The sequence below is a fragment of the Trinickia sp. genome, from assembly GCF_051953405.1.
Taxonomy (GTDB): Bacteria; Pseudomonadota; Gammaproteobacteria; order Burkholderiales; family Burkholderiaceae; genus Trinickia.
In genome coordinates this window covers 1-20049 of the sequence record NZ_JBQCIV010000094.1, presented here as the reverse complement: position 1 = coordinate 20049, position 20049 = coordinate 1, and the positions used below count along the sequence as shown (strand labels likewise).

19 protein-coding genes are annotated in these 20049 nt (G+C 63.6%); 12 read left to right on the top strand and 7 right to left on the bottom strand.

The features are described 5' to 3' along the window. Window positions 1-142 precede the first annotated feature (142 nt). On the bottom strand, window positions 143-2125 hold the full coding sequence (gene acs / locus ACTHN9_RS16710) for an acetate--CoA ligase (RefSeq protein WP_440537890.1): 1983 nt from the start codon (window positions 2123-2125) through the stop codon (window positions 143-145). 466 nt (window positions 2126-2591) lie between these two features. On the opposite strand from acs, the gene ACTHN9_RS16705 reads away from it, so the two are divergent. From ACTHN9_RS16705 to ACTHN9_RS16675, 7 genes are all read left to right on the top strand, one after another. Further along, the gene (locus ACTHN9_RS16705; RefSeq protein ID WP_440537889.1) at window positions 2592-4127 is read left to right on the top strand and encodes a fumarate hydratase; all 1536 of its coding nucleotides are present in this window, start codon (window positions 2592-2594) and stop codon (window positions 4125-4127) included. 188 nt (window positions 4128-4315) lie between these two features. After that, a complete protein-coding gene (gene bfr, locus ACTHN9_RS16700; RefSeq protein ID WP_440537888.1) occupies window positions 4316-4798 on the top strand; it encodes a bacterioferritin in 483 nt (160 codons plus the stop codon). A gap of 91 nt (window positions 4799-4889) precedes the next feature. Further along, window positions 4890-5789 (top strand): glutamate racemase, encoded by a 900-nt coding sequence (murI, locus tag ACTHN9_RS16695; protein ID WP_440537887.1) that lies wholly within the window; start codon window positions 4890-4892, stop codon window positions 5787-5789. Window positions 5790-5924: 135 nt separating this feature from the next. Further along, entirely contained in the window at window positions 5925-6167 is a 243-nt protein-coding gene (locus ACTHN9_RS16690) for a (2Fe-2S)-binding protein (protein WP_440537886.1), read from the top strand. Window positions 6168-6384: 217 nt separating this feature from the next. Further along, complete coding sequence (locus ACTHN9_RS16685; protein WP_440537885.1) at window positions 6385-7185, top strand: energy transducer TonB; 801 nt, start codon at window positions 6385-6387, stop codon at window positions 7183-7185. A gap of 45 nt (window positions 7186-7230) precedes the next feature. Continuing rightward, window positions 7231-7959, top strand: a complete 729-nt coding sequence (locus ACTHN9_RS16680; protein ID WP_440537884.1) for a MotA/TolQ/ExbB proton channel family protein — start codon at window positions 7231-7233, stop codon at window positions 7957-7959. 17 nt (window positions 7960-7976) lie between these two features. Further along, the gene (locus ACTHN9_RS16675) at window positions 7977-8396 is read left to right on the top strand and encodes an ExbD/TolR family protein (protein WP_440537883.1); all 420 of its coding nucleotides are present in this window, start codon (window positions 7977-7979) and stop codon (window positions 8394-8396) included. A gap of 443 nt (window positions 8397-8839) precedes the next feature. Here ACTHN9_RS16675 and ACTHN9_RS16670 read toward each other — a convergent pair whose 3' ends face one another. Further along, window positions 8840-9844: a LysR family transcriptional regulator gene (locus tag ACTHN9_RS16670; RefSeq protein ID WP_440537882.1), complete on the bottom strand. Its 1005-nt coding sequence runs from the start codon at window positions 9842-9844 to the stop codon at window positions 8840-8842. 125 nt (window positions 9845-9969) lie between these two features. Between ACTHN9_RS16670 and ACTHN9_RS16665 the strand changes: the two genes are divergently transcribed. From ACTHN9_RS16665 to hemP, 4 genes are all read left to right on the top strand, one after another. Beyond that, complete coding sequence (locus tag ACTHN9_RS16665) at window positions 9970-10842, top strand: pirin family protein (RefSeq protein WP_440537881.1); 873 nt, start codon at window positions 9970-9972, stop codon at window positions 10840-10842. A gap of 206 nt (window positions 10843-11048) precedes the next feature. Next, the gene (locus ACTHN9_RS16660; RefSeq protein ID WP_440537880.1) at window positions 11049-11474 is read left to right on the top strand and encodes an OsmC family protein; all 426 of its coding nucleotides are present in this window, start codon (window positions 11049-11051) and stop codon (window positions 11472-11474) included. A 39-nt stretch (window positions 11475-11513) separates the two neighbouring features. Continuing rightward, complete coding sequence (locus ACTHN9_RS16655; RefSeq protein ID WP_440537879.1) at window positions 11514-11996, top strand: SRPBCC family protein; 483 nt, start codon at window positions 11514-11516, stop codon at window positions 11994-11996. Window positions 11997-12219: 223 nt separating this feature from the next. Next, the gene (hemP, locus tag ACTHN9_RS16650; protein WP_440537878.1) at window positions 12220-12483 is read left to right on the top strand and encodes a hemin uptake protein HemP; all 264 of its coding nucleotides are present in this window, start codon (window positions 12220-12222) and stop codon (window positions 12481-12483) included. Window positions 12484-12677: 194 nt separating this feature from the next. On the opposite strand, the gene ACTHN9_RS16645 is transcribed toward hemP, so the two are convergent. From ACTHN9_RS16645 to uvrB, 5 genes are all read right to left on the bottom strand, one after another. Continuing rightward, entirely contained in the window at window positions 12678-14090 is a 1413-nt protein-coding gene (locus tag ACTHN9_RS16645) for a 4Fe-4S binding protein (protein ID WP_440537877.1), read from the bottom strand. Further along, window positions 14087-14929: an FTR1 family iron permease gene (locus ACTHN9_RS16640; protein ID WP_440537876.1), complete on the bottom strand. Its 843-nt coding sequence runs from the start codon at window positions 14927-14929 to the stop codon at window positions 14087-14089. Before ACTHN9_RS16640 ends, ACTHN9_RS16645 begins: the two co-directional genes overlap by 4 nt. Before the next feature lie 101 nt (window positions 14930-15030). Further along, the gene (locus ACTHN9_RS16635; protein ID WP_440537875.1) at window positions 15031-15372 is read right to left on the bottom strand and encodes a cupredoxin domain-containing protein; all 342 of its coding nucleotides are present in this window, start codon (window positions 15370-15372) and stop codon (window positions 15031-15033) included. Between the two features lie 29 nt (window positions 15373-15401). Next, window positions 15402-15950 (bottom strand): iron transporter, encoded by a 549-nt coding sequence (locus tag ACTHN9_RS16630; RefSeq protein WP_440537874.1) that lies wholly within the window; start codon window positions 15948-15950, stop codon window positions 15402-15404. Window positions 15951-16192: 242 nt separating this feature from the next. Then, on the bottom strand, window positions 16193-18286 hold the full coding sequence (gene uvrB / locus ACTHN9_RS16625) for an excinuclease ABC subunit UvrB (RefSeq protein WP_440537873.1): 2094 nt from the start codon (window positions 18284-18286) through the stop codon (window positions 16193-16195). A gap of 326 nt (window positions 18287-18612) precedes the next feature. Here uvrB and ACTHN9_RS16620 point away from each other — a divergent pair, with 326 nt between their 5' ends. After that, entirely contained in the window at window positions 18613-19812 is a 1200-nt protein-coding gene (locus ACTHN9_RS16620; RefSeq protein ID WP_440537872.1) for an amino acid aminotransferase, read from the top strand. The last annotated feature ends 237 nt before the right edge of the window (window positions 19813-20049 follow it).

Sequence of the window (20049 nt, the reverse complement as noted above, 5' to 3'; positions counted from 1 at the left end):
GGGATTGTCCGTGCCGCGCCCAAAGCATGCGCCGCAAAACGCCTATCGGCGCACCGAGCCGGCGACGACGCCGCGCAACGCTGCGCCGGCTCGATGCGAGCGCAACGATGTCGTTCAACGGTTACGCGTTACCGGTTACCGTTCACCGCGCCTGCGCAAGTTGGTCGAGGATCGCGGGGTTCTCGAGCGTCGAGACGTCTTGCGTGATCTCTTCGCCCTTCGCGAGCGAACGCAGCAAGCGGCGCATGATCTTGCCCGAACGCGTCTTCGGCAGGTTGTCGCCAAAACGCACATCCTTGGGCTTGGCGATCGGCCCGATTTCCTTGGCCACCCAAGCACGCAGTTCGTTGGCGAGCTTGGCAGCTTCTTCGCCTTCGGGCCGCGGCCGCTTCAGCACGACGAAGGCGACGACGGCTTCGCCCGTCGTATCGTCGGGCCGTCCCACCACGGCCGCTTCCGCCACGATCGGATTGGACACGAGCGCCGATTCGATCTCCATTGTTCCGAGCCGGTGGCCCGACACATTGAGCACGTCGTCGATGCGGCCCATGATCGTGAAGTAGCCCGTTTCCTTGTCACGCACCGAGCCGTCGCCGGCCAAGTACAGCTTGCCGCCTAGCTCGGCCGGGAAGTAGCTCTTCTTGAATCGCTCGGGATCGCCCCACACGGTGCGCAGCATCGCCGGCCAGGGCCGCTTCACAACCAAAATGCCGCCCTGCCCGTTCGGCACGTCCTGGCCCGTTTCATCGACGATCGCAGCCATGATGCCCGGCAGCGGCAACGTGCACGAACCCGGTACCAGCGGCGTCGCACCCGGCATCGGCGCGATCATGTGGCCGCCCGTCTCGGTTTGCCACCACGTGTCGACCACCGGGCAGCGCGCGCCGCCCACTTGCTCGTAATACCAGACCCACGCTTCCGGATTGATCGGCTCGCCTACCGTGCCGAGGATACGCAAGCTCGACAGGTCGTAGCTCTTCGGATGCACTTTCGCATCGGCGTCGGCGATCTTGATCAGCGAACGGATGGCCGTGGGCGCCGTGTAGAACACGCTGACCTTGTGCTTCTCGATCATGTGCCAGAAGCGGCCGCCGTCCGGGTAGGTCGGCACGCCTTCGAACACGACCTGCGTCGCGCCGAGCGCGAGCGGCCCATAGGTGATGTAGGTGTGTCCGGTAACCCAGCCGATATCGGCCGTGCACCAAAAGACATCCGACGGCTTCCAGTCGAACGTCCATTTGATCGTCTGCGCGGCCCACAGCAGATAACCGCCCGTGCTGTGTTGCACGCCCTTCGGCTTGCCGGTCGAACCCGACGTGTACAGCACGAAGAGCGGATGCTCCGCGCTCAGCCATTCGGGTTCGCACGTGTCGGCCTCTTGCGCCGCGGCTTCGTGCATCCACGTGTCGCGCGCCGCATCCCATTCGACGCTGCCGCCGGTGCGGCGATACACGAACACGCTCTTGACGGCTTCGCAGCCGCCCATCGCGAGCGCTTCGTCGGCAATGCGCTTGAGCGGCAGCGCCTTGCCGCCGCGCATCTGCTCGTCGGCCGTGACCAGCGCGACGGCGCCGACGTCGACCAGCCGCTCGTTCAACGATTTCGACGAGAAGCCGCCGAACACGACCGAATGCGGCGCACCGATCCGCGCGCAGGCCTGCATGGCGACGACGCCTTCCACCGACATCGGCATATAGATGACGACGCGATCGCCCTTGCTCACGCCGCGCCGCTTCAACGCGTTCGCAAAACGGCAGACGCGCGCCAGCAGATCCTGGTAGGTCACGTGCGTGACGCTGCCGTCGTCCGTCTCGAAGATGAGCGCGGTGCGCCCGCCGTTGCCGGCTTCGACATGACGATCCAAGCAGTTGTACGACGCGTTCAGCTCGCCGTCTTCGAACCACTTGAAGAACGGCGCGTCGGACTCGTCGAGGACCGTCGAAAACGGCTTGTGCCAAGTCAGCGTCTCGCGCGCGAGCCTGGCCCAAAATCCTTCGTAGTCGCGCTCGGCCTCGGCCGTCAGCGCCCGGTAGGCGTCCATTCCCGAAATGGCGGCCGAGGCAACCGCCTCGGCGGACGGCGAGAACACACGGCTTTCGTGAAGAACCGATTCAATCGCAGACATCGACTACTCCCATATGGACAAATGAAACCTGATTTCGGCGCCGGCTCGGCTTTTCGCCCCTCGAGCCACGCAGACATGCATGGAATGCCGCACTGCAGCAACGACACGCCGCGTGCACCGCCTCGCACGATAGTCGTTGCACAGTAAAGGCCGCAACTTACCGGGTTCTTACAATGCGCGCCATCGGCCGTTCGTTAGATTGCCGATCGTTATGGCTCGGGCGATCCGGCGCGCGCCACCCGGGTTTACGAGGTCTCGCGCGCGCCCCTACAATGCTAGCCGAACTTTCCCCGCGGATTGCATTTGAATCGATCGGGATGGTTTCTCATGCCGCGATGCTGCCGGTCGGCAGCAACGTCGGTATCGATGCGGCGCGGTACAATAGCGCGATTTTTCGCGCGCTTTCTTTTCTTTTGTCGGGCGCGATCGTTGTCGATTTGCCGCTCCGTCCCCACAGCACTCAGCCATGACAGTCATCAAACAGGAAGACCTCATCCAGAGCGTCGCCGACGCGCTGCAGTACATCAGCTACTACCATCCGCTCGATTACATCCAGGCCCTCGGCCGCGCGTACGAACTCGAGCAAAGCCCGGCCGCGAAAGACGCGATCGCGCAGATTCTGACGAACAGCCGTATGTGCGCGGAAGGCCGCCGGCCGATCTGCCAAGACACGGGCATCGTCACCGTCTTCCTGAAGATCGGCATGGACGTGCGCTGGGGCAGCGAAAGCGGCCCGGCGACGATGAGCGTCACCGATATGGTGAACGAAGGCGTGCGTCGCGGCTATCTGAACCCGGATAACGTCCTGCGCGCGTCGATCGTCAACCCGCCCGAGGGTGCCCGCAAGAACACGAAGGACAACACGCCGGCCGTCATTCACTACGAAATCGTGCCCGGAGATAAGGTCGACGTGCAGGTCGCGGCCAAGGGCGGCGGCTCCGAGAACAAATCGAAATTCGCGATGCTCAACCCGTCCGATTCGATCGTCGACTGGATCTTGAAGACGGTCCCGACGATGGGCGCCGGCTGGTGCCCGCCGGGCATGCTCGGAATCGGTATCGGCGGCACCGCCGAAAAGGCGATGTTGATGGCGAAGGAATCGCTGATGGATCCGATCGACATCCAAGACGTCATCGCTCGCGGCCCGCGCGATTGGATCGAGGAATTGCGCATCGAGCTGCACGAGAAAGTCAACGCGCTCGGCATCGGCGCGCAAGGCCTCGGCGGCCTGGCCACCGTGCTCGACGTGAAGATCATGGCCGCGCCGACTCACGCGGCTTCCAAGCCGATCGCGATCATCCCGAACTGCGCGGCCACGCGCCATGCTCACTTCACGCTGGACGGTACAGGCGCAGCGCATCTCGAAGCGCCTTCGCTCGATGCCTGGCCGAAGGTGCAATGGGAGCCGAACACGGAAACGAGCAAGCGCGTCGATCTGAATACGCTCACGCCCGAGGAAGTGGCTAGCTGGAAGCCGGGTCAAACGCTGCTGCTGTCGGGCAAGATGCTCACGGGCCGCGACGCGGCGCACAAGCGTATCGCCGACATGCTGGCCAAGGGCGAGAAGCTGCCCGTCGATTTCACGAACCGTGTGATCTACTACGTCGGGCCGGTCGATCCGGTACGCGACGAAGTCGTGGGCCCGGCCGGCCCCACGACGGCCACCCGCATGGACAAGTTCACGGAAACGATGCTCGCCCAAACGGGCCTCATTTCGATGATCGGCAAGGCCGAACGCGGTCCGGTCGCCATCGACGCCATCAAGAAGCACAAGGCGGCCTACTTGATGGCCGTGGGCGGCGCCGCGTATCTCGTATCGAAAGCGATCCGCGGTGCGAAGGTGCTCGCGTTCGAAGATTTGGGCATGGAAGCGATCTACGAATTCGACGTCTCGGATATGCCGGTGACAGTGGCGGTCGATTCCACGGGCACGTCGGTTCATCAAACGGGACCGAAGGAGTGGCAAGCGAAGATCGGCAAGCTGCCGGTCGTCACGGCCTAAGCACGAATCGATCGCGAATCGAGCGTACGGTGCGCACATCGTGCGCACCGAGACGAAAGCCGGGCCGCGTGCCCGGCTTTTTCGATGGGGCGGCACCGGCCGAACGGCTAACGCCGCGCGCGAAGCCTTGGCTTTTGCAGTGTCAGCGTTTATCGTTTGCCTTCAATGCCCATGAAGAAGGAATCCTTATGCAAGGCGATAAGAAGGTCATCGAATACTTGAACGCGCAGCTCAAGAACGAACTCACCGCGATCAATCAGTACTTCCTGCATGCGCGGATGTACAAACATTGGGGGCTCGAGAAGCTCGGCAAGCACGAATACGACGAATCGATCGGCGAGATGAAGCACGCCGACATGCTGATCGAACGCATCTTCATGCTCGATGGCCTGCCCAATCTGCAAGATCTGCACAAGCTGCTGATCGGCGAGGAAACGAAGGAAATCCTACAGTGCGATCTGAAGCTCGAACAGGGCTCGCAGGCGACCTGCAAGGAAGCGATCGTCTATTGCGAATCCGTCCGCGATTTCGTGTCGCGCGGGATCTTCACGACGATTCTCGACGATACGGAAGAGCACATCGATTGGCTCGAAACGCAGCTCGACCTCATCGATAAGGTCGGCCTGCAGAACTATCAGCAATCGGCCATGGGCTCGGCCTCCGGGTCTTGACCGGCGCGGTCGTTTTGCAAGACGTCATTGTCCTCGTTGCCTCTCGTAGCCCATCATAGCCATCGTCGCTTTTCGTAGCCTGTAGCCGGCCATGACCGCACCGCTTCACGCCAGCCCGCCCGAATGCTCGTCCTCGCCGCAGTCGTCGCCTGCGCGCGGCAACGCGGCGCCGATCGGCATTTTCGATTCGGGGCTCGGCGGGCTGTCGGTGCTCCGAGCGGTTCGAGCGCAACTGCCTCACGAGGCGCTGCTGTACGTCGCCGATTCGCTGCATGCCCCGTACGGACTGCGCGATAACGCGTTCATCTCCGAACGCACGCTCGCGATCGGCGAATGGCTCGTCTCCCAAGGCGCCAAAGCGCTGGTCGTCGCTTGCAATACGGCCACGGCCGAGTCGATCGCGCTCGCACGCGAACGGCTGTCCATCCCGATCATCGGCGTGGAACCGGGCATCAAGCCGGCGGCCGGGCTATCGGCATCGCGCATCGCGGGTGTCCTGGCCACGCAAGTCACACTGCGCAGCGAACGGTTTCGTTCGTTGATCGAGCGCTATGCGGCCGATTGCCGTTTCATCTGCCAACCGGGCCACGGGCTCGTCGAAGCGGTGGAACGCTGCGAAATCGATACGCCCGAACTGCGCGCCCTGCTCGCGCGCTATATCGAGCCGATGTTGGCCGCCGGGGCCGATACGCTCGTGCTCGGCTGCACGCATTATCCGTTTCTCGATGCCGCGATCCGCGATATCGCCGGGCCGTCGCTGACGCTCGTCGATACGAGCGTGGCCATCGCGCGGCAGCTCGAACGCGTGCTCGAAGCCAACGGCTTGGGCGCGCCGGTCGGTCGGCAACCGCCGCCGCCCCGGCTTTGTTCGACCGATGGGGGCGTACACCTGCATCGGCTGGCATCCACGCTGCTGGGCCTCGACGTTTGGGTCGAACGCGTTGAGATCGCCGCCCGCGGCGTTGCGGCGGATGGCTCGCACGCGGTCTGACGTAGGCACCCCGCCCCGGGAACCGGGGCTCGATCCGCTACGCCGCCTTGTTACAAAAAATCGGACGCTGCCCTTGCCAAGCACGCAAAACGTAATGATAATAGTTCGCATTAACGTTTTGTTTTAGTTTCAGTCATGATCGTCTGCGTGTGCAAGTCTGTCTCCGATCGCAAAATCCGCGCTGCCATCGCCGAAGGGGAGGACACGTTCGATGGATTGCAGTTCGAACTCGGCGTAGCCACCTGCTGCGGCAAGTGCGAAGCGTCGGTACGCGAGGTCATGGCCGAGTGCGGCGTGTGCGAAAGCCAGTGCGGCGTCGAGCGCCACGCCCCATCGCAGCCGGTGCACGTGACGTTCTACGAGCGCAAGGCCGCGTAACTGCGGCGGCATCCACTCGCCCCGCGCACGCTTTCCCCTTTTTTCGTCGGCACGCCAGTTCGCTATCGCCAGCAGCCGCTCTTCGCTCTAGGAGCCCGAGATGGTCTTGCTTATCGGTTTGGTTGCGACCCTGTGTATCTCGTTGTTCATCTGCCGCTTATGAGGCGGCATCCAGTTGCTGCTCCGGCCCGCGCCATCGCACGCCATTCGCGCTAAGATGCAAGCCTCGTCTCACGCTGTCGCCGGCGTCGCACCGGCAGCATTCGTCGGCATGTTGCGTTCGCGTCTCATCCCCGCTTTCCTCTGCGTCGCGCTCGCGCATCTAGCGCTCCTCGCGATCTTCGTCGCGCCCAGCCATGCGCCCGTGCCCCGCGCCCTGGAGTCGACGGCGATCGTCGCGCAATTGCTGCATCCCCCCACCGAAGCGCCCGCCGTCGCGGTGCAATCGGCCCCAGAGCCGTCGCCCAAACGCGCGCATGCCGAACCCGATCGGCCTCGCGCGAGCCCTCCGCCCCCACGCATTGCACGGCCGCGAACGCTCCCAGCCCCCACGGCGGCAGCCGCCCCAAGTCCGCCTCCCGCTCAAGCGTCGGCTCAACCGAGCCTGCCGGATAAGAGCGCACCGGCCGCGCCGAGCGCCGCGACGCAAACGGCCGCCGGCACCTCGAATCCCGCGTCCGCCGCGCCTAGCTCACCCGGCGCCCCTGGCGCCCGGCAAACCATCGCGATCACAGCCCCGAAACACGTCGACCATGCGGATTGCCGCATCGTCAAACCCGCCTACCCTGAACTGTCCAAGCGACGCGGCGAAACGGGCACAGCCACCGTGCGCTTCGTCATCGGCACGACGGGGGCCATCGATACCGTCGCGCTGGTCAAGAGCAGCGGTTTCGCACGCCTAGACGACGCTGCCCTGCAAGCACTGCGCGAAAGCGCCTGCCAGCCTTACCTGGAAGACGGCGCGCCGATCCGCGCGTCATACGTGCAGGCGTTCACGTTCGGGCTCGACGACGACTGAGCTTCGTTACATCTCCATCTGCTTGAAAAAGAGGACGTACGCATCATGCAAAGTTACGGTCTGGCCCACGCTTGGGCACAAGGCGATCTCGTCACCCGCGCCATCGCGCTGACGCTGTTGACGATGTCGGTGCTGTCGTGGACGGTGATCGTCGTCAAAGGGTGGAACATCGTCCGCCTTGGCCGGTTGACGAAAAACGCCGAGCGCGCATTCTGGCATTCGGACGATTTCGGGGGCGGGGTCGATACGTTGGCGCGCGCCCTGCCCGCCCGCGAACGCAATCCGTTCCTCGCCCTCGCTTTGTCGGGTCAGGAAGCCGCGGACCATCATCAACGCACGCGCCCCCATCTGCATGATCGGCTCGACGTGTCCGACTGGATCACGCGCTGCCTGAAAGACTCGATGGACGACGGCATTGCACGCATGCAGCGGGGCCTGGCCGTCCTCGCATCGATCGGCGGCACCGCGCCTTTCGTCGGATTATTCGGCACCGTCTGGGGCATCTATCACGCGCTCATCGCCATCGGCGAAAGCGGGCAAGCGTCGATCGACCGCATCGCGGGCCCGATCGGCGAGGCGCTGATCATGACGGCCGCGGGTCTTGTGGTCGCGGTCCCGGCGGTGATCGGGTACAACGCGCTCACGCGCTCGAATCGCGCGATCGTCGGCGGCTTGCGGCGGTTCGCGCATAGCCTGCACGCCTACTTCGTCACCGGCGCGCGCGTCGCGCCGGCCTCGAGCGCGGCGCTGCGCGTCGCGGCGCGTGCAAGCTGAGCGGCGGGGAGCGCACCATGGCCATGCCGCTATTCGAAGACGACGCCGACGACGGTCTGATGGGCGAAATCAACATGACGCCGCTGATCGACATCATGTTGGTACTCCTAATCGTTTTTCTCATCGCGATTCCGGCGATCGAACAGGCGGTCAAGCTCGATTTGCCGCGTGTCGGCAGCGGGCAGCGAGACATCGAATCCGCCCACGTCGATGTCGCGGTGCGGGCCGACGGCTCGCTCGCTTGGGACGGCGCGAATATCGACGATGTAGGGTTGCGCGCAGCGTTGGGGCGCGCGGCGCGGGCGAATCCGCCGCCCCAACTGCGTTTGCGTGCCGACCGTAAGGTGCCGTACGAACGGGTTGCCGAGGTCATGTCGACCGCTCAAGAAAGCGGGCTTACCCAAATCGGGTTCGTCACCGAACCGCGCGCGCGCTAGCGCATCTCATTTTCATTGATCGGGCCGGCGATCCTACCGCCACGCTTTGCCGCCCACACATGGGCGGCTCGGCGTAAGCGCGCCCCATGTAAAAGGCCCTCATCGGGCGATGAGGGCCTTTTTTCGTGCGCACGCGGCGCCTTCGGGCGGCGGGCTCGCAGGAGGCCATCGGACTGGCGCTCGAGCACCGCATGCGATCGCCGTGCCTAACACGGACCACGCTGTCAGCCCTATCCGGCTTGCTATAAGAGCAGCCGTCTGGTTTCGCATTGGACGCCCCAACGCGAACGGCACTTCACTATAGGCTCCCGCGCGCAGCGCTTCAAGACGGGGGCCATTGAAACTACTGATCGCCTCGCCCGCGCGAATGGCAAAAGCGATTCGCCGCGCATGCTGGGCGCGGCAGGCGCATGAAGACACGAATGCACCGGCGCGCGTATCCGTCAGCGCGTCGGATCCGCTGCCGCCGCGGGCACCGCCATGCTAGCCAGTTGCGCCGCCCTCACCTGCTCGCGCGTGGGACACTCCACCATCGTGTGGTTAGTCTCGTCGAGCTTCTCGACGAGAAAATCGACGAACGCACGCACGGCCGGCACCATGCCTTGTCGCGACACGAACACCGCGAACAATTGCGGCGTCGGCAGCGTCCAGCCCGGCATGACCGGCGACAGTTGGCCCGCGCGCAGCGCCGCACCATACATCATCTCGGGCAACGCGGCGATCCCTACCCCTTCCAGCACGGCTTCCCGTATCGTCGACAAGTCGGCCGTCACGAGCCGCGGCTCGTGTTCGTGCATGTGCCGTCGTCCATCGGGGGCGATCAGTTGAAAGACATGGCGACCGTCGGCGCTCGGCGTATCGAGCGTCTGAAATCGTTCGAGATCCGCGGGCGTCAAAGGCGGTGCGTTCTGGCTGAGCAGGCTCGGCGCGCCCACGAGCATCTGCTGTGTCCGCCAAAGCGGGCGCACGACGATGTTCGCGTTATCGGGCGGCTCCGAACGCACGCGCAGCGCGACATCGACCGAATCTTCATAGAGGTCGATTACACGATTGGTCACACGAATCGAAACCCGGACCTCGGGATAGCGCAGCAAGAATTCGGACAGGATGCCGGACAGAATCGTCTGCGAAACTGTAACCGGCACGCTCACGCGAACGGTGCCGCGCGGCGAGGCGCGCAACTCTTGCACCGCGTTCATCGCGGCCTGCGCCTCGGAGAGCATCGCTTGGCAATGCCGAAAGAATCGGTCGCCGGCTTCGGTCAAGGCGAGCTTGCGCGTCGAGCGCTGCAACAGCCGCACGCCGAGCGATGCTTCGAGTTCAGCGACACGCCGCGACAGCCTCGACTTCGACACGCCAAGCACACGCTCGGCCGCCGAAAAGCCGCCGTGTTCGACCACCTGCGCGAAATACATCAAGTCATTCAGATTCTGCGAATCGAGTTGCATCTCATCGTTCCAACGGTAGGACAATCCATTGCTTTTAGCATGGCTAAAAAGGGCGCGGGCCCGTTCATATAATAGGCCTCACATTCCCATGCGACGCCTTTGCGTCCCCTCAGAGGTACTGCTTAATGACCACGTCCCGCACCATCCGCAACACCATCGCAGCCGTCCGCACGGTAGAAGGCGGGGGCTTCATCGTCCATCGCCCGTTCCCGACCCGCATGTTAATGGACTTCGATCCGTTTTTGCTGCTCGATGAAATGGGCCCCGTCGATTACGCGCCGGGGCAAGCCAAAGGTGCCCCGGATCATCCCCATCGCGGCTTCGAAACCGTCACCTACATGCTCGAAGGCAGCTTTGCCCATCGGGACTCGGCCGGCCACGCGGGCGTGCTGCGCCCCGGCGACGTGCAATGGATGACCGCCGGCGCCGGCGTCGTGCACAGCGAGATGCCGGATCCCGCGTTTGCGAAGGCAGGCGGCCGCGTCCACGGGCTTCAACTCTGGGTGAATCTGCCACGTCGCGACAAAATGATCGCGCCGCGCTACCAGGAAATTCCGTTCGAGCGTATTCCGACCGCCACGACGAGCGACGGCAAGGTGCGCGTCAAAGTCATCGCGGGCGAGGCGCTAGGCGTCAAGGCGGCGATCGAGACCCGCACGCCGATTCTTTATCAGCACTTCACGCTCGAACCGGGCGCGTCGATCGTGCAGCCGGTGCCCAGCGCCTTTCGCGTCTTTGCCTACGCGCTGAGCGGAATCGGGCGATACGGCGACGAGCAACGAGAAATCGGGGCGCAGCGTATGGTCGTGTTCGACGATGATGGCGACGCAGTCAGGCTCGGCGCCGGCGAGGATCCGCTCGACGTCCTATTGATCGGCGGCGCGCCGCTGAACGAACCGATCGTGCGGCACGGGCCGTTCGTCATGAATACGGAAGACGAGATCAGGCAAGCGATCGTCGATTATCAAGCGGGACGGATGGGCGAAATCGCTCACTGACGCCATCGGACCGGTCGCCGATCGAATCGCCGATCGAACGACCGTCATCCTCCGCGCGCGGGCGCGTACGCGGCCCGCGCCGGTCTCGCGCCGAGCGCGAACGCCGGAGAATTGCGTCACAATAGCCGCTCGACAGCCGCCATGCGCATCGCGCCCGATACGCCGAACCGCACGCGGCAGGCGGCATTCCAAACCGGAGGGAAAGCATGAGCGAGCGCGTGGTCAAGGCAAGCATCGGTACGACCAATTATCAAGTCACTTTCGACGACGGCGCCCATCATTTGTGGCACGCTGATGAACCCGAATCGCTCGGCGGTGGCGACCGCGCGCCCACCCCGGTATCGCTTTTGCTTTCGGGGTTGGGTGCCTGTACTTCCATCACGTTGAAAATGTATGCGCAGCGCAAGGGTTGGCCGCTCGACGATGTGCAAGTGGCGCTCTCGATGACCACGGGCGATCAAGGCTCGACGATCGATCGCAAGATCGTCTTGCACGGCGAACTCACCGACGAACAGCGCGAGCGGTTGCTGCAAGTCGCCAACGCGTGCCCGGTCCATAAAATTTTGACGCGCCCGATCGCGATCGAGACCGGGCTAGCAGCGACCTTGCCGGCGACGCCCGATGCAGCGTAAATTACGCGACCGCCGCATTCCAAGACGAAGGAAGACCTCTTGAATTTCGAACATCTCGTCCAGATCAACGATCCGCTGAATCCCCTGGCGGAAGCCCTGACGCGCGACCAGTTGTGGGAAGGGCTCGTGTTGCGGGCCGAGCAGCCGCAGCTTTTCGTGTTAGGGCTCGATAGCTGCACGATCCTGTCGCGCACGGCCGATACGCTCGAACGCGAATTGCATTACGGTCACGCGACGGTGCGCGATCGCGTCACGCTCATTGCGCAAGAAAGCGTGCGCTACGACATCCTGGCCACCGAAGCGCATGTCGGCGGCTCGCTGACGATGACGATCGAGCAGCCCGACGCCGTACAGCTCTTTTTGCGTTTCGAATACGCTACGACGTTGCCCACGCCCGACACCGAAGACGCCCGGCAGACCAGCGAAATCGTGAAATCGGCCTACCGCGAAGCGGACATCGACACCGTGCGCCTCATTCGCGAGTACGCGCGCAATCCGAAACAGCCCTCTCCGCTTCATTGAGCGACGCTGGGGCGGCACGCCGCGCTGCGTAGCGACCAAGGGATCAAGGGGGCAAGAGTCCAAGAGCCCAGGCGCGCCCCCGGCCGCGCTCCAAGAGGGGGCCCGCCGCTCGAAAATGGTCGCACCCTATCACTCCTCTATCTCAATGAATTTGTTTTTTACAATCGATAATGATTCTCATTTATAATTCGTCTCATCGAATCGAATAACCGATGCCCCAAGCATGAGTGAACCCACGCGTCCGTCCACGCTTACGTTGAGAACGTCCTCGAGTGCCCTCACGCGCTCGCGCTCGAAACACGCAGCCGCCGCAGCACCGGTTGCGAGCCGGGCCGCTACGCAGCAAGAAACCGGCGAAGCAGCGGCAGAACGGACGCTGTCGAGCGATCACTTATTGCAAGGGCGAAGTCATATTTTCATCGCTCACAACGGCGAGCGATATCAGTTGCGCGCCACTCGTCTGGGGAAACTAATCCTGACGAAGTAGCGAAAATCCGCACCGTGTATTGTGGGGACCACCTCCATGAGAGGTGTTAGGCAGTAGCCAGCGCACCGTCAAGCACGTGAGTCTAGACCCCCTCGTGCCCCCTCTTTTTCGACGTTGCGGCCAGCCATGCCATTTTTTAAGTGTCCCGCCTCGAGCGGCCGCCCTTTCGCGAATCTCGAATCTCGAATCGGCCGCTATCGCGCAAAACCCCAGAACATCAGCCACCACGCGCTATCCGCGACCGCCAACGCCGCACCGAAGCACAGCATGGCGCCCACGCGCCCTATCGCGCGCGACGGGTACTGACCGGTGACGCGCCACGCGAGCCACGCACTCCATACATTAGCAATCGCCAGTACGCCGATGCGAACCGTCGACGCCCAATCGAGCGGGACATGCTCGGCACGGAGCAACGACACCGTCGTGGCCGACAACCCCAAGAACACGCCCGCTCCGGCCACGGGAATCAGCGCCTGCGTGAGATGGTGTAGCCGCGCGCGCTCGAACGAGCCGAGCATACGGGTGCCCGCCGCTACGAGGGCGAGCAGCGCCGTCCCGTATACCAACGCCGTGGCGAGGATATAGGCGATCAGCAATGTGCCGTCGAGCCAAGAAAAGACGTCGTTTTGATCGGGGTAATGCGTAAAGAGGAACCACGGCGCATTGGTATCGAGCATCCACGTGAAATCGTGGTCGATCAGCCAAGCTGCAAGGAACTGCTTGATTTCGACGAACCACGGGCTCGCCGTCCAATGAAACGCACCGATGGCTACGCCAAGCAACCCATACAGGATGAGCGCCGTATCCCAGCCGTTGGCCGCATCGCGGCCCAGCGCAACGACCTCTTGCGAAGGCGAACGCCACGTCAACTCGATGGCATCACGATGGCCGCTGCATCGGCCGCACATATGGCACGAAGCGGCGCCCTTCATGTTTCTCAAGGGAACGAGCGGCGCGCAGTTGATCGGAATCACGCGATGGCCGCGTTCGCCCGACGTGTAGGAGCGGCGCCAGGCGGCCTCGTCCACGCGATAGTGGAATGGCGCGAGCCGAGACAACAGCGAAAACACGCCGTTGACGGGGCACAAATACCGGCACCAAACGCGCTTGTCGCGGCCATAGAGAAAGCCGATCACCATCGCCGCCAATGTCGAGCCGCCCAACACGAGCAGCACGGCGCGCGGGTACTGATAGACGCTAACCATTTGACCGTAGATCGTGGTCAGGCCGAATGCAACGAACGGCCAACCGCCCCAGCGCATCCAACGCGGAATGGCACGCCCTCGACCATGGCGGCTGGCGAATTCGGCGAGCGCCCCCTCGGGACACAGGACACCGCACCACACGCGGCCCAGCAGCACCATCGAGAGCAGGACGAACGGCCACCAAATACCCCAAAACACGAACTGAGCGGCCAGCGTCAGATTATTCCAAAGATGCGCGCTTTCGTCGGGCAGCGGCAAGCAAGCCGGCACGATGATGAGAAAAGCGTAGACCGCGACGACGACCCATTGAATCAGGCGAATCGTCGCGCCGTTGCGCTGCATCCAGGCGCCGACGCGCGCGAGCCGCCCGGCACCGGTGCCCGACATCGCCGGCGAACTCATACGGTGCGCCCGGCTGCCTGCGCCGGCGCGCGGCCAGCCCGCCTCGCGAGCCAAGCGACGACGATCCAGTACAGCGCATACGCGACGATGTTGGTCAGCGCCGGATGGGCACGATAACCCGTCAACGCGGCAACCATCGAACCGACGGTGCTCGAATCGTCCAAGAGCGCGGCGCTATTCCAGACCTGCGAGATGCCTAGCGGCAAAATTTCTTTGTCGATCAGCTTATCGACGCCCGTCTGCAAGAGGCCAGCGCCCAGCAACAACAACATGATCTCCGTGACCCGGAAGAACCGACGCCACGAGAAGACTCGGCCGCCGAGTTGCAAGACATAGAACGTGAGGAATGCGAGGCCGAGCCCGAGTACGATCGCGAGGATATCGCCGTGGCTTACATGCCCCGATTGGCCGAAGCCGAGCCCATACAAAAAGATGACCGTCTCGCTGCCCTCGCGCGCGATCGCGAGTGCAACGAGGATGGCGATCCCCCAGGCGTTGCCGTCGCGCGTTCGCGCCTGCAACGAGCGCTCCATGTCGCGCTTGAGCGTGCGACCGTGCCGCTTCATCCACAAGACCATCTGCACGATGAGCACGCAGGCGACCAGCACCATGCCCGTCTGGAAGTAATCGGCCGCATCGCCCGAGAGCACTTCGGTGAAGCCGACAAGCGCCGCGCCGAGCCCGACCGCCGCCAGCACCCCGGCGCCGACGCCCGCCCATAGATACGGTAGGGCCCGCCGGGCATCGGCGTCGCCGTTACTGAGCCACGCGTAAAGAATCCCCACGACGAGTAGCGCTTCGACGCTTTCGCGCCATACGACGAACAATACCTGGCCCATCCCAACCTCTCCGAACGCCCGGGGCGGCGCCACCGGGCACAAAACTAAACACGCCAAATACGCCAAACGCGCCAAACGCCGCCAAGTGCCACGAAGCCCCGCTACTTGACGACGATCACGCCTCGCGCCGACTGATGGAAATCGTCGAAAAACTTGTATTCGCCCGGCGTTTGCGGTGCGATCACGACCACCGAATCGGCACCCGGCGCAAGCACCTTCTCCTTGCGCAGCTCGACGCTTTCGAACTCGGCGGCGCCCTTGCCGGTATTACGCACTTCGATGCGGATACGCTTGCCCGCCGGCACTTCGATACGGGCGGGCGTGAGGTTGCCGTCGGCCATGTCGAGCTTGACCGTCACCGCGTCGTCGGCATGCGCGACCGTGGCCGCCACGGTGAGCAGCGCGGTCAGAGCGGCCAGCGCGGCCTTCGAACTCAGTTTCATGCTGTTGCTCTCCTGTTGCCGAGCCGTGCTTAGTAGCCGCCCTTCTTGCCGATGCCGGCGAACGGAAAATCGTATTGCAGCGTAATGGGCTTGAACCAGGGGCCGACACCCGTTTCCTTGTCGACATGGCGGCCGAACGCCATATGACCCGTTTGCATCGGCGGCTCGACCACGAGCGTGAGATGGTATTTGCCCGGGCCGAACAGCTTCACGTTATCGCCGTAGTGCGGGCCGTCGCTGGCCACCATGGGCATCAGATCGCCCTTGATCGATTGTGTGCTGCCCACCTTCTTCAGCTCGTAATGCACTTGCAGATAGGGCATCCAATCGCCTTCGGCAAAGCCCGTCGGATTGTTCTTGACCGCGTGGATGTCGGCTTCGAGGTGGACATCGGAATCCGATGCCTTGCGCATCATGCCCTCGGGATCCATCGTGATCGGCTGCAGATATACCGCGCCGATTTCCATGCCGCCCTGCACCTGAGGCTTGCCGATCGGGTACTCGGCCGCCGACGCCGCCAATGCGGTCATGGCCGCCACGGCTGCCACGCCGCTCAGAATCCAGGTGGAACGCTGCATCGAAAACTCCTGTTTTGCCTTATTCGGTTATCCCACGGCGAACCGCGTACGGATGCGATTCGCGAATCACGCTGACCGATCGACGCCCTGCGCGCGCTTTCGGGGCCGGCCGCGACGCCGGCAGTGATACGAAAACACGAACGCGAATGCGAACGATTATCAATCAGGCATAAGTGTACACGAACGCATGGCTAGGACCAAGCGACCGATGCGCACATCGGATCGGTCGGCGGGTCCTGTTCTTACGTCGTGGAACCGGGCACCGAATCGCCCACGTTGGCGCCGAACACGCGCTCGCGCAGCACGGCCAGTTGATCGCGCGCGGCGGCGGCCTTTTCGAATTCGAGATTCTTCGCGTGCTCCATCATCTGCTTCTCGAGCCGCTTCAGTTCCTTGGCGAGATCCTTCTCGGACATGTCCTCGAACTTCGCGCGCTGCTGCATTTCCTTCAGTTCGGCGCGCGCCTCGTCGGCGTTATAAACGCCGTCGATGATGTCCTTGATCTTCTTGACGACGCCTCGGGGTGTAATGCCCATCCGCTCGTTATGCGCGATTTGTTTGGCGCGCCGCCGCTCGGTTTCGTCGATCGCGCGCCGCATCGAATCGGTAATGCGGTCGGCATACAGGATCGCCGTGCCGTTCACGTTGCGCGCCGCCCGGCCGATTGTCTGGATCAGCGAGCGCTCGGCGCGCAAGAAGCCTTCCTTGTCCGAATCGAGAATGGCGACGAGCGACACTTCCGGGATGTCCAGCCCCTCGCGCAGCAAGTTGATGCCGACGAGCACGTCGAACGCGCCGAGACGCAGATCGCGGATGATTTCGACGCGCTCGACGGTATCGATGTCGCTATGCAAATAGCGCACCTTGACACCGTGATCGGCCAGAAACTCCGTGAGCTGCTCGGCCATGCGTTTGGTCAGTACGGTGACGAGCACACGCTCGTTGACGGCAACGCGCGCGTTGATTTCGCTGAGCACGTCGTCCACCTGCGTGACGGCCGGCCGCACCTGGACGATCGGATCGACGAGCCCCGTCGGGCGCACCACCTGCTCCACCACCTGCCCGGTCTTGGCCTTTTCGTAATCGGCCGGCGTGGCCGAGACGAAGACAGCTTGACGCATCTTGCGCTCGAATTCGGGAAACTTCAGCGGCCGGTTATCGAGCGCCGAAGGGAGCCGGAAACCGTACTGCACGAGGTTTTCCTTGCGAGAGCGGTCGCCGTTGTACATCGCATTGAGCTGTCCGATCAGCACGTGCGATTCGTCGAGCAGCATGAGCGCGTCCGGCGGCAGGTAATCGACGAGCGTCGGCGGCGGCTCGCCCGGCGCCGCACCGGAAAAGTGCCGCGTGTAATTTTCGATGCCCTTGCAAAAACCGAGTTCCTGCAGCATTTCAAGGTCGAAGCGCGTCCGCTGCTCGAGACGTTGCGCCTCGACCAGCTTGCCTTCCGCATAAAAGAACTCGAGGCGCTCGCGCAACTCGTCCTTGATCGTTTCGACCGCGCGCATGACCGTTTCGCGCGGCGTCACGTAGTGCGACGACGGATAAACCGTGAAGCGCGGAATCTTTTGCCGCACGCGCCCCGTCAGGGGATCGAATAGCTGCAGCGATTCGACTTCGTCGTCGAACAGCTCGATGCGCAGCGCCATCTCGGCGTGCTCGGCCGGAAACACGTCGATCGTGTCGCCGCGCACGCGGAACGCGCCCCGCTGGAAATCGGCTTCGTTGCGGTTGTATTGCATCGCGATCAAGCGCGCGATCACTTCGCGCTGCCCGAGCTTATCGCCCGTGCGCAGCGTCAAGATCATCTGGTGATATTCGCTCGGATTGCCGATACCGTAGATCGCCGAGACGGTAGCGACGATCACCACATCGCGCCGCTCCATGAGGCTCTTGGTGGCCGAAAGCCGCATTTGCTCGATGTGCTCGTTGATCGAGGAATCCTTCTCGATGAACAAGTCGCGCTGCGGCACGTACGCTTCCGGCTGATAGTAGTCGTAATAGGACACGAAGTATTCGACCGCGTTGCGCGGAAAGAACTCGCGAAATTCCGAGTACAGCTGGGCGGCGAGCGTCTTGTTCGGCGCGAAGACGATGGCCGGCCGGCCGAGCCGGGCGATCACGTTCGCCATCGTGAACGTCTTGCCCGAGCCGGTCACGCCGAGCAGGGTCTGGTACGACAAACCGTCCTCGATCCCTTCGACGAGCTGCGCGATGGCGCTCGGCTGATCGCCGGCCGGCGGATACGGCTGGTAAAGATGGAACGGCGAACCCTCGAACTCGACGAACTTCGATTCGTCGAGGGCTTCGGCGGCATGCGGCTGAGCTTCGGACATGGAATGGGCGCTTCCTTCGCCGACAAAACGATCATTTTAGCGTTTCGCGAGCGCCCGAGCAGCGGACCCACGCGTAGCCCGCCCCTCGTAGCACCCATGGCATCACGGCAAAAACGCACGACCGTTCATGCGGGTTCCTCGCGAACGCATCAAAAGCGTGCAAACACAGGGGGCGGGATTCGTTACAATCATGCATTCCGCGCCCGCGGGGCCGGCGACGATCGCCGGCTCCGATTGTCGGCTCGCGCCCCGCCTTGCAGTGTCGGCGGATACGAGCGACCGCTGCGCTTGCCCGTTTCAGTTTCTTACTACCGCCGATAGACACCATGTCCCTGTTCTCCGCTGTCGAACTCGCCCCCCGCGACCCGATCCTCGGCCTCAACGAGGCCTTCAACGCCGATACGCGCACGACCAAAGTCAACCTAGGCGTTGGCGTCTACACGAACGAGGAAGGCAAGATCCCGCTGCTGCGCGCCGTTCGCGAAGCGGAACAAGCCCGCGTCGAACAAGGCTTGCCGCGCGGCTACCTGCCGATCGAAGGGATTGCCGCGTACGATGCCGCCGTGCAAAAGCTGCTGCTGGGCGAGGCTTCGCCGTTGATCGCCGCAGGCCGTGTCGTGACGGCGCAAGCGCTCGGCGGGACGGGCGCGCTGAAGATCGGCGCCGATTTCCTGAAGCGCCTGAACCCGAACGCGAAGGTCGCGATCAGCGATCCGAGCTGGGAAAACCACCGCGCGCTGTTCGAAAGCGCGGGCTTCGAAGTGGTGGCTTACCCCTACTACGACGCGCATACGCACGGCGTCAATTTCGACGCGATGCTCGCGGCGCTGAACAGCTACGCGGCCGGCACGGTCGTCGTCCTGCACGCTTGCTGCCACAACCCGACCGGCGTCGATCTGAGCGAGGCCCAATGGCAGCAGATCGTGCAGGTGGTGAAGGCGCGTAACCTCGTGCCGTTCCTCGATATCGCCTATCAAGGCTTCGGCGACGGCATCGATGCCGACGCCGCAGCCGTGCGGCTGTTCGCCGCGGCGGAACTGAACGTATTCGTGTCGTCGTCGTTCTCGAAGTCGTTCTCGCTGTACGGCGAGCGCGTGGGCGCCCTGTCGATCATCGCCGATAGCAAGGACGAAGCCGTGCGCGTGCTGTCGCAGCTCAAGCGCGTGATCCGCACGAATTATTCGAACCCGCCGACGCACGGTGGCGCGATCGTCGCAACGGTACTCGGCACGCCGGCTTTGCGCGCGATGTGGGAACAAGAACTCGGCGAGATGCGCGATCGCATTCGCGCAATGCGCGGCGGCCTCGTCGATCGTCTCAAGAGCGCTGGCGTCGCGCGCGATTTCGGCTTCGTGAACGCGCAGCGCGGCATGTTCTCCTACTCGGGCTTGAACTCGGCCCAGGTGGATCGTCTGCGTGAGGAGTTCGGTATTTATGCCGTCGGCACGGGCCGGATCTGCGTGGCCGCACTGAATACCCGCAACATCGATACGGTGGCGAACGCCATCGCCCACGTGCTGAAGTAATGCGACGCTACGCGGTGTAACGCGGATAAGCCGCACACCGCGTGGCCGTATGATGCGGATGCCGATGGCGCTCCTTCGAGGGCGCCATATTCTTTTTTGCAGCCCGTTGAACCGCGGGCTCGCCGCCCCAGCGGCCGACTCGCTTGTCCGACTCGCTTGTCCGACTCGCTTGTCCGACTCGCTTGTCCGACTCGCTTGTCCGACTCGCTTGTCCGACTCGCTTGTCCGACTCGCTTG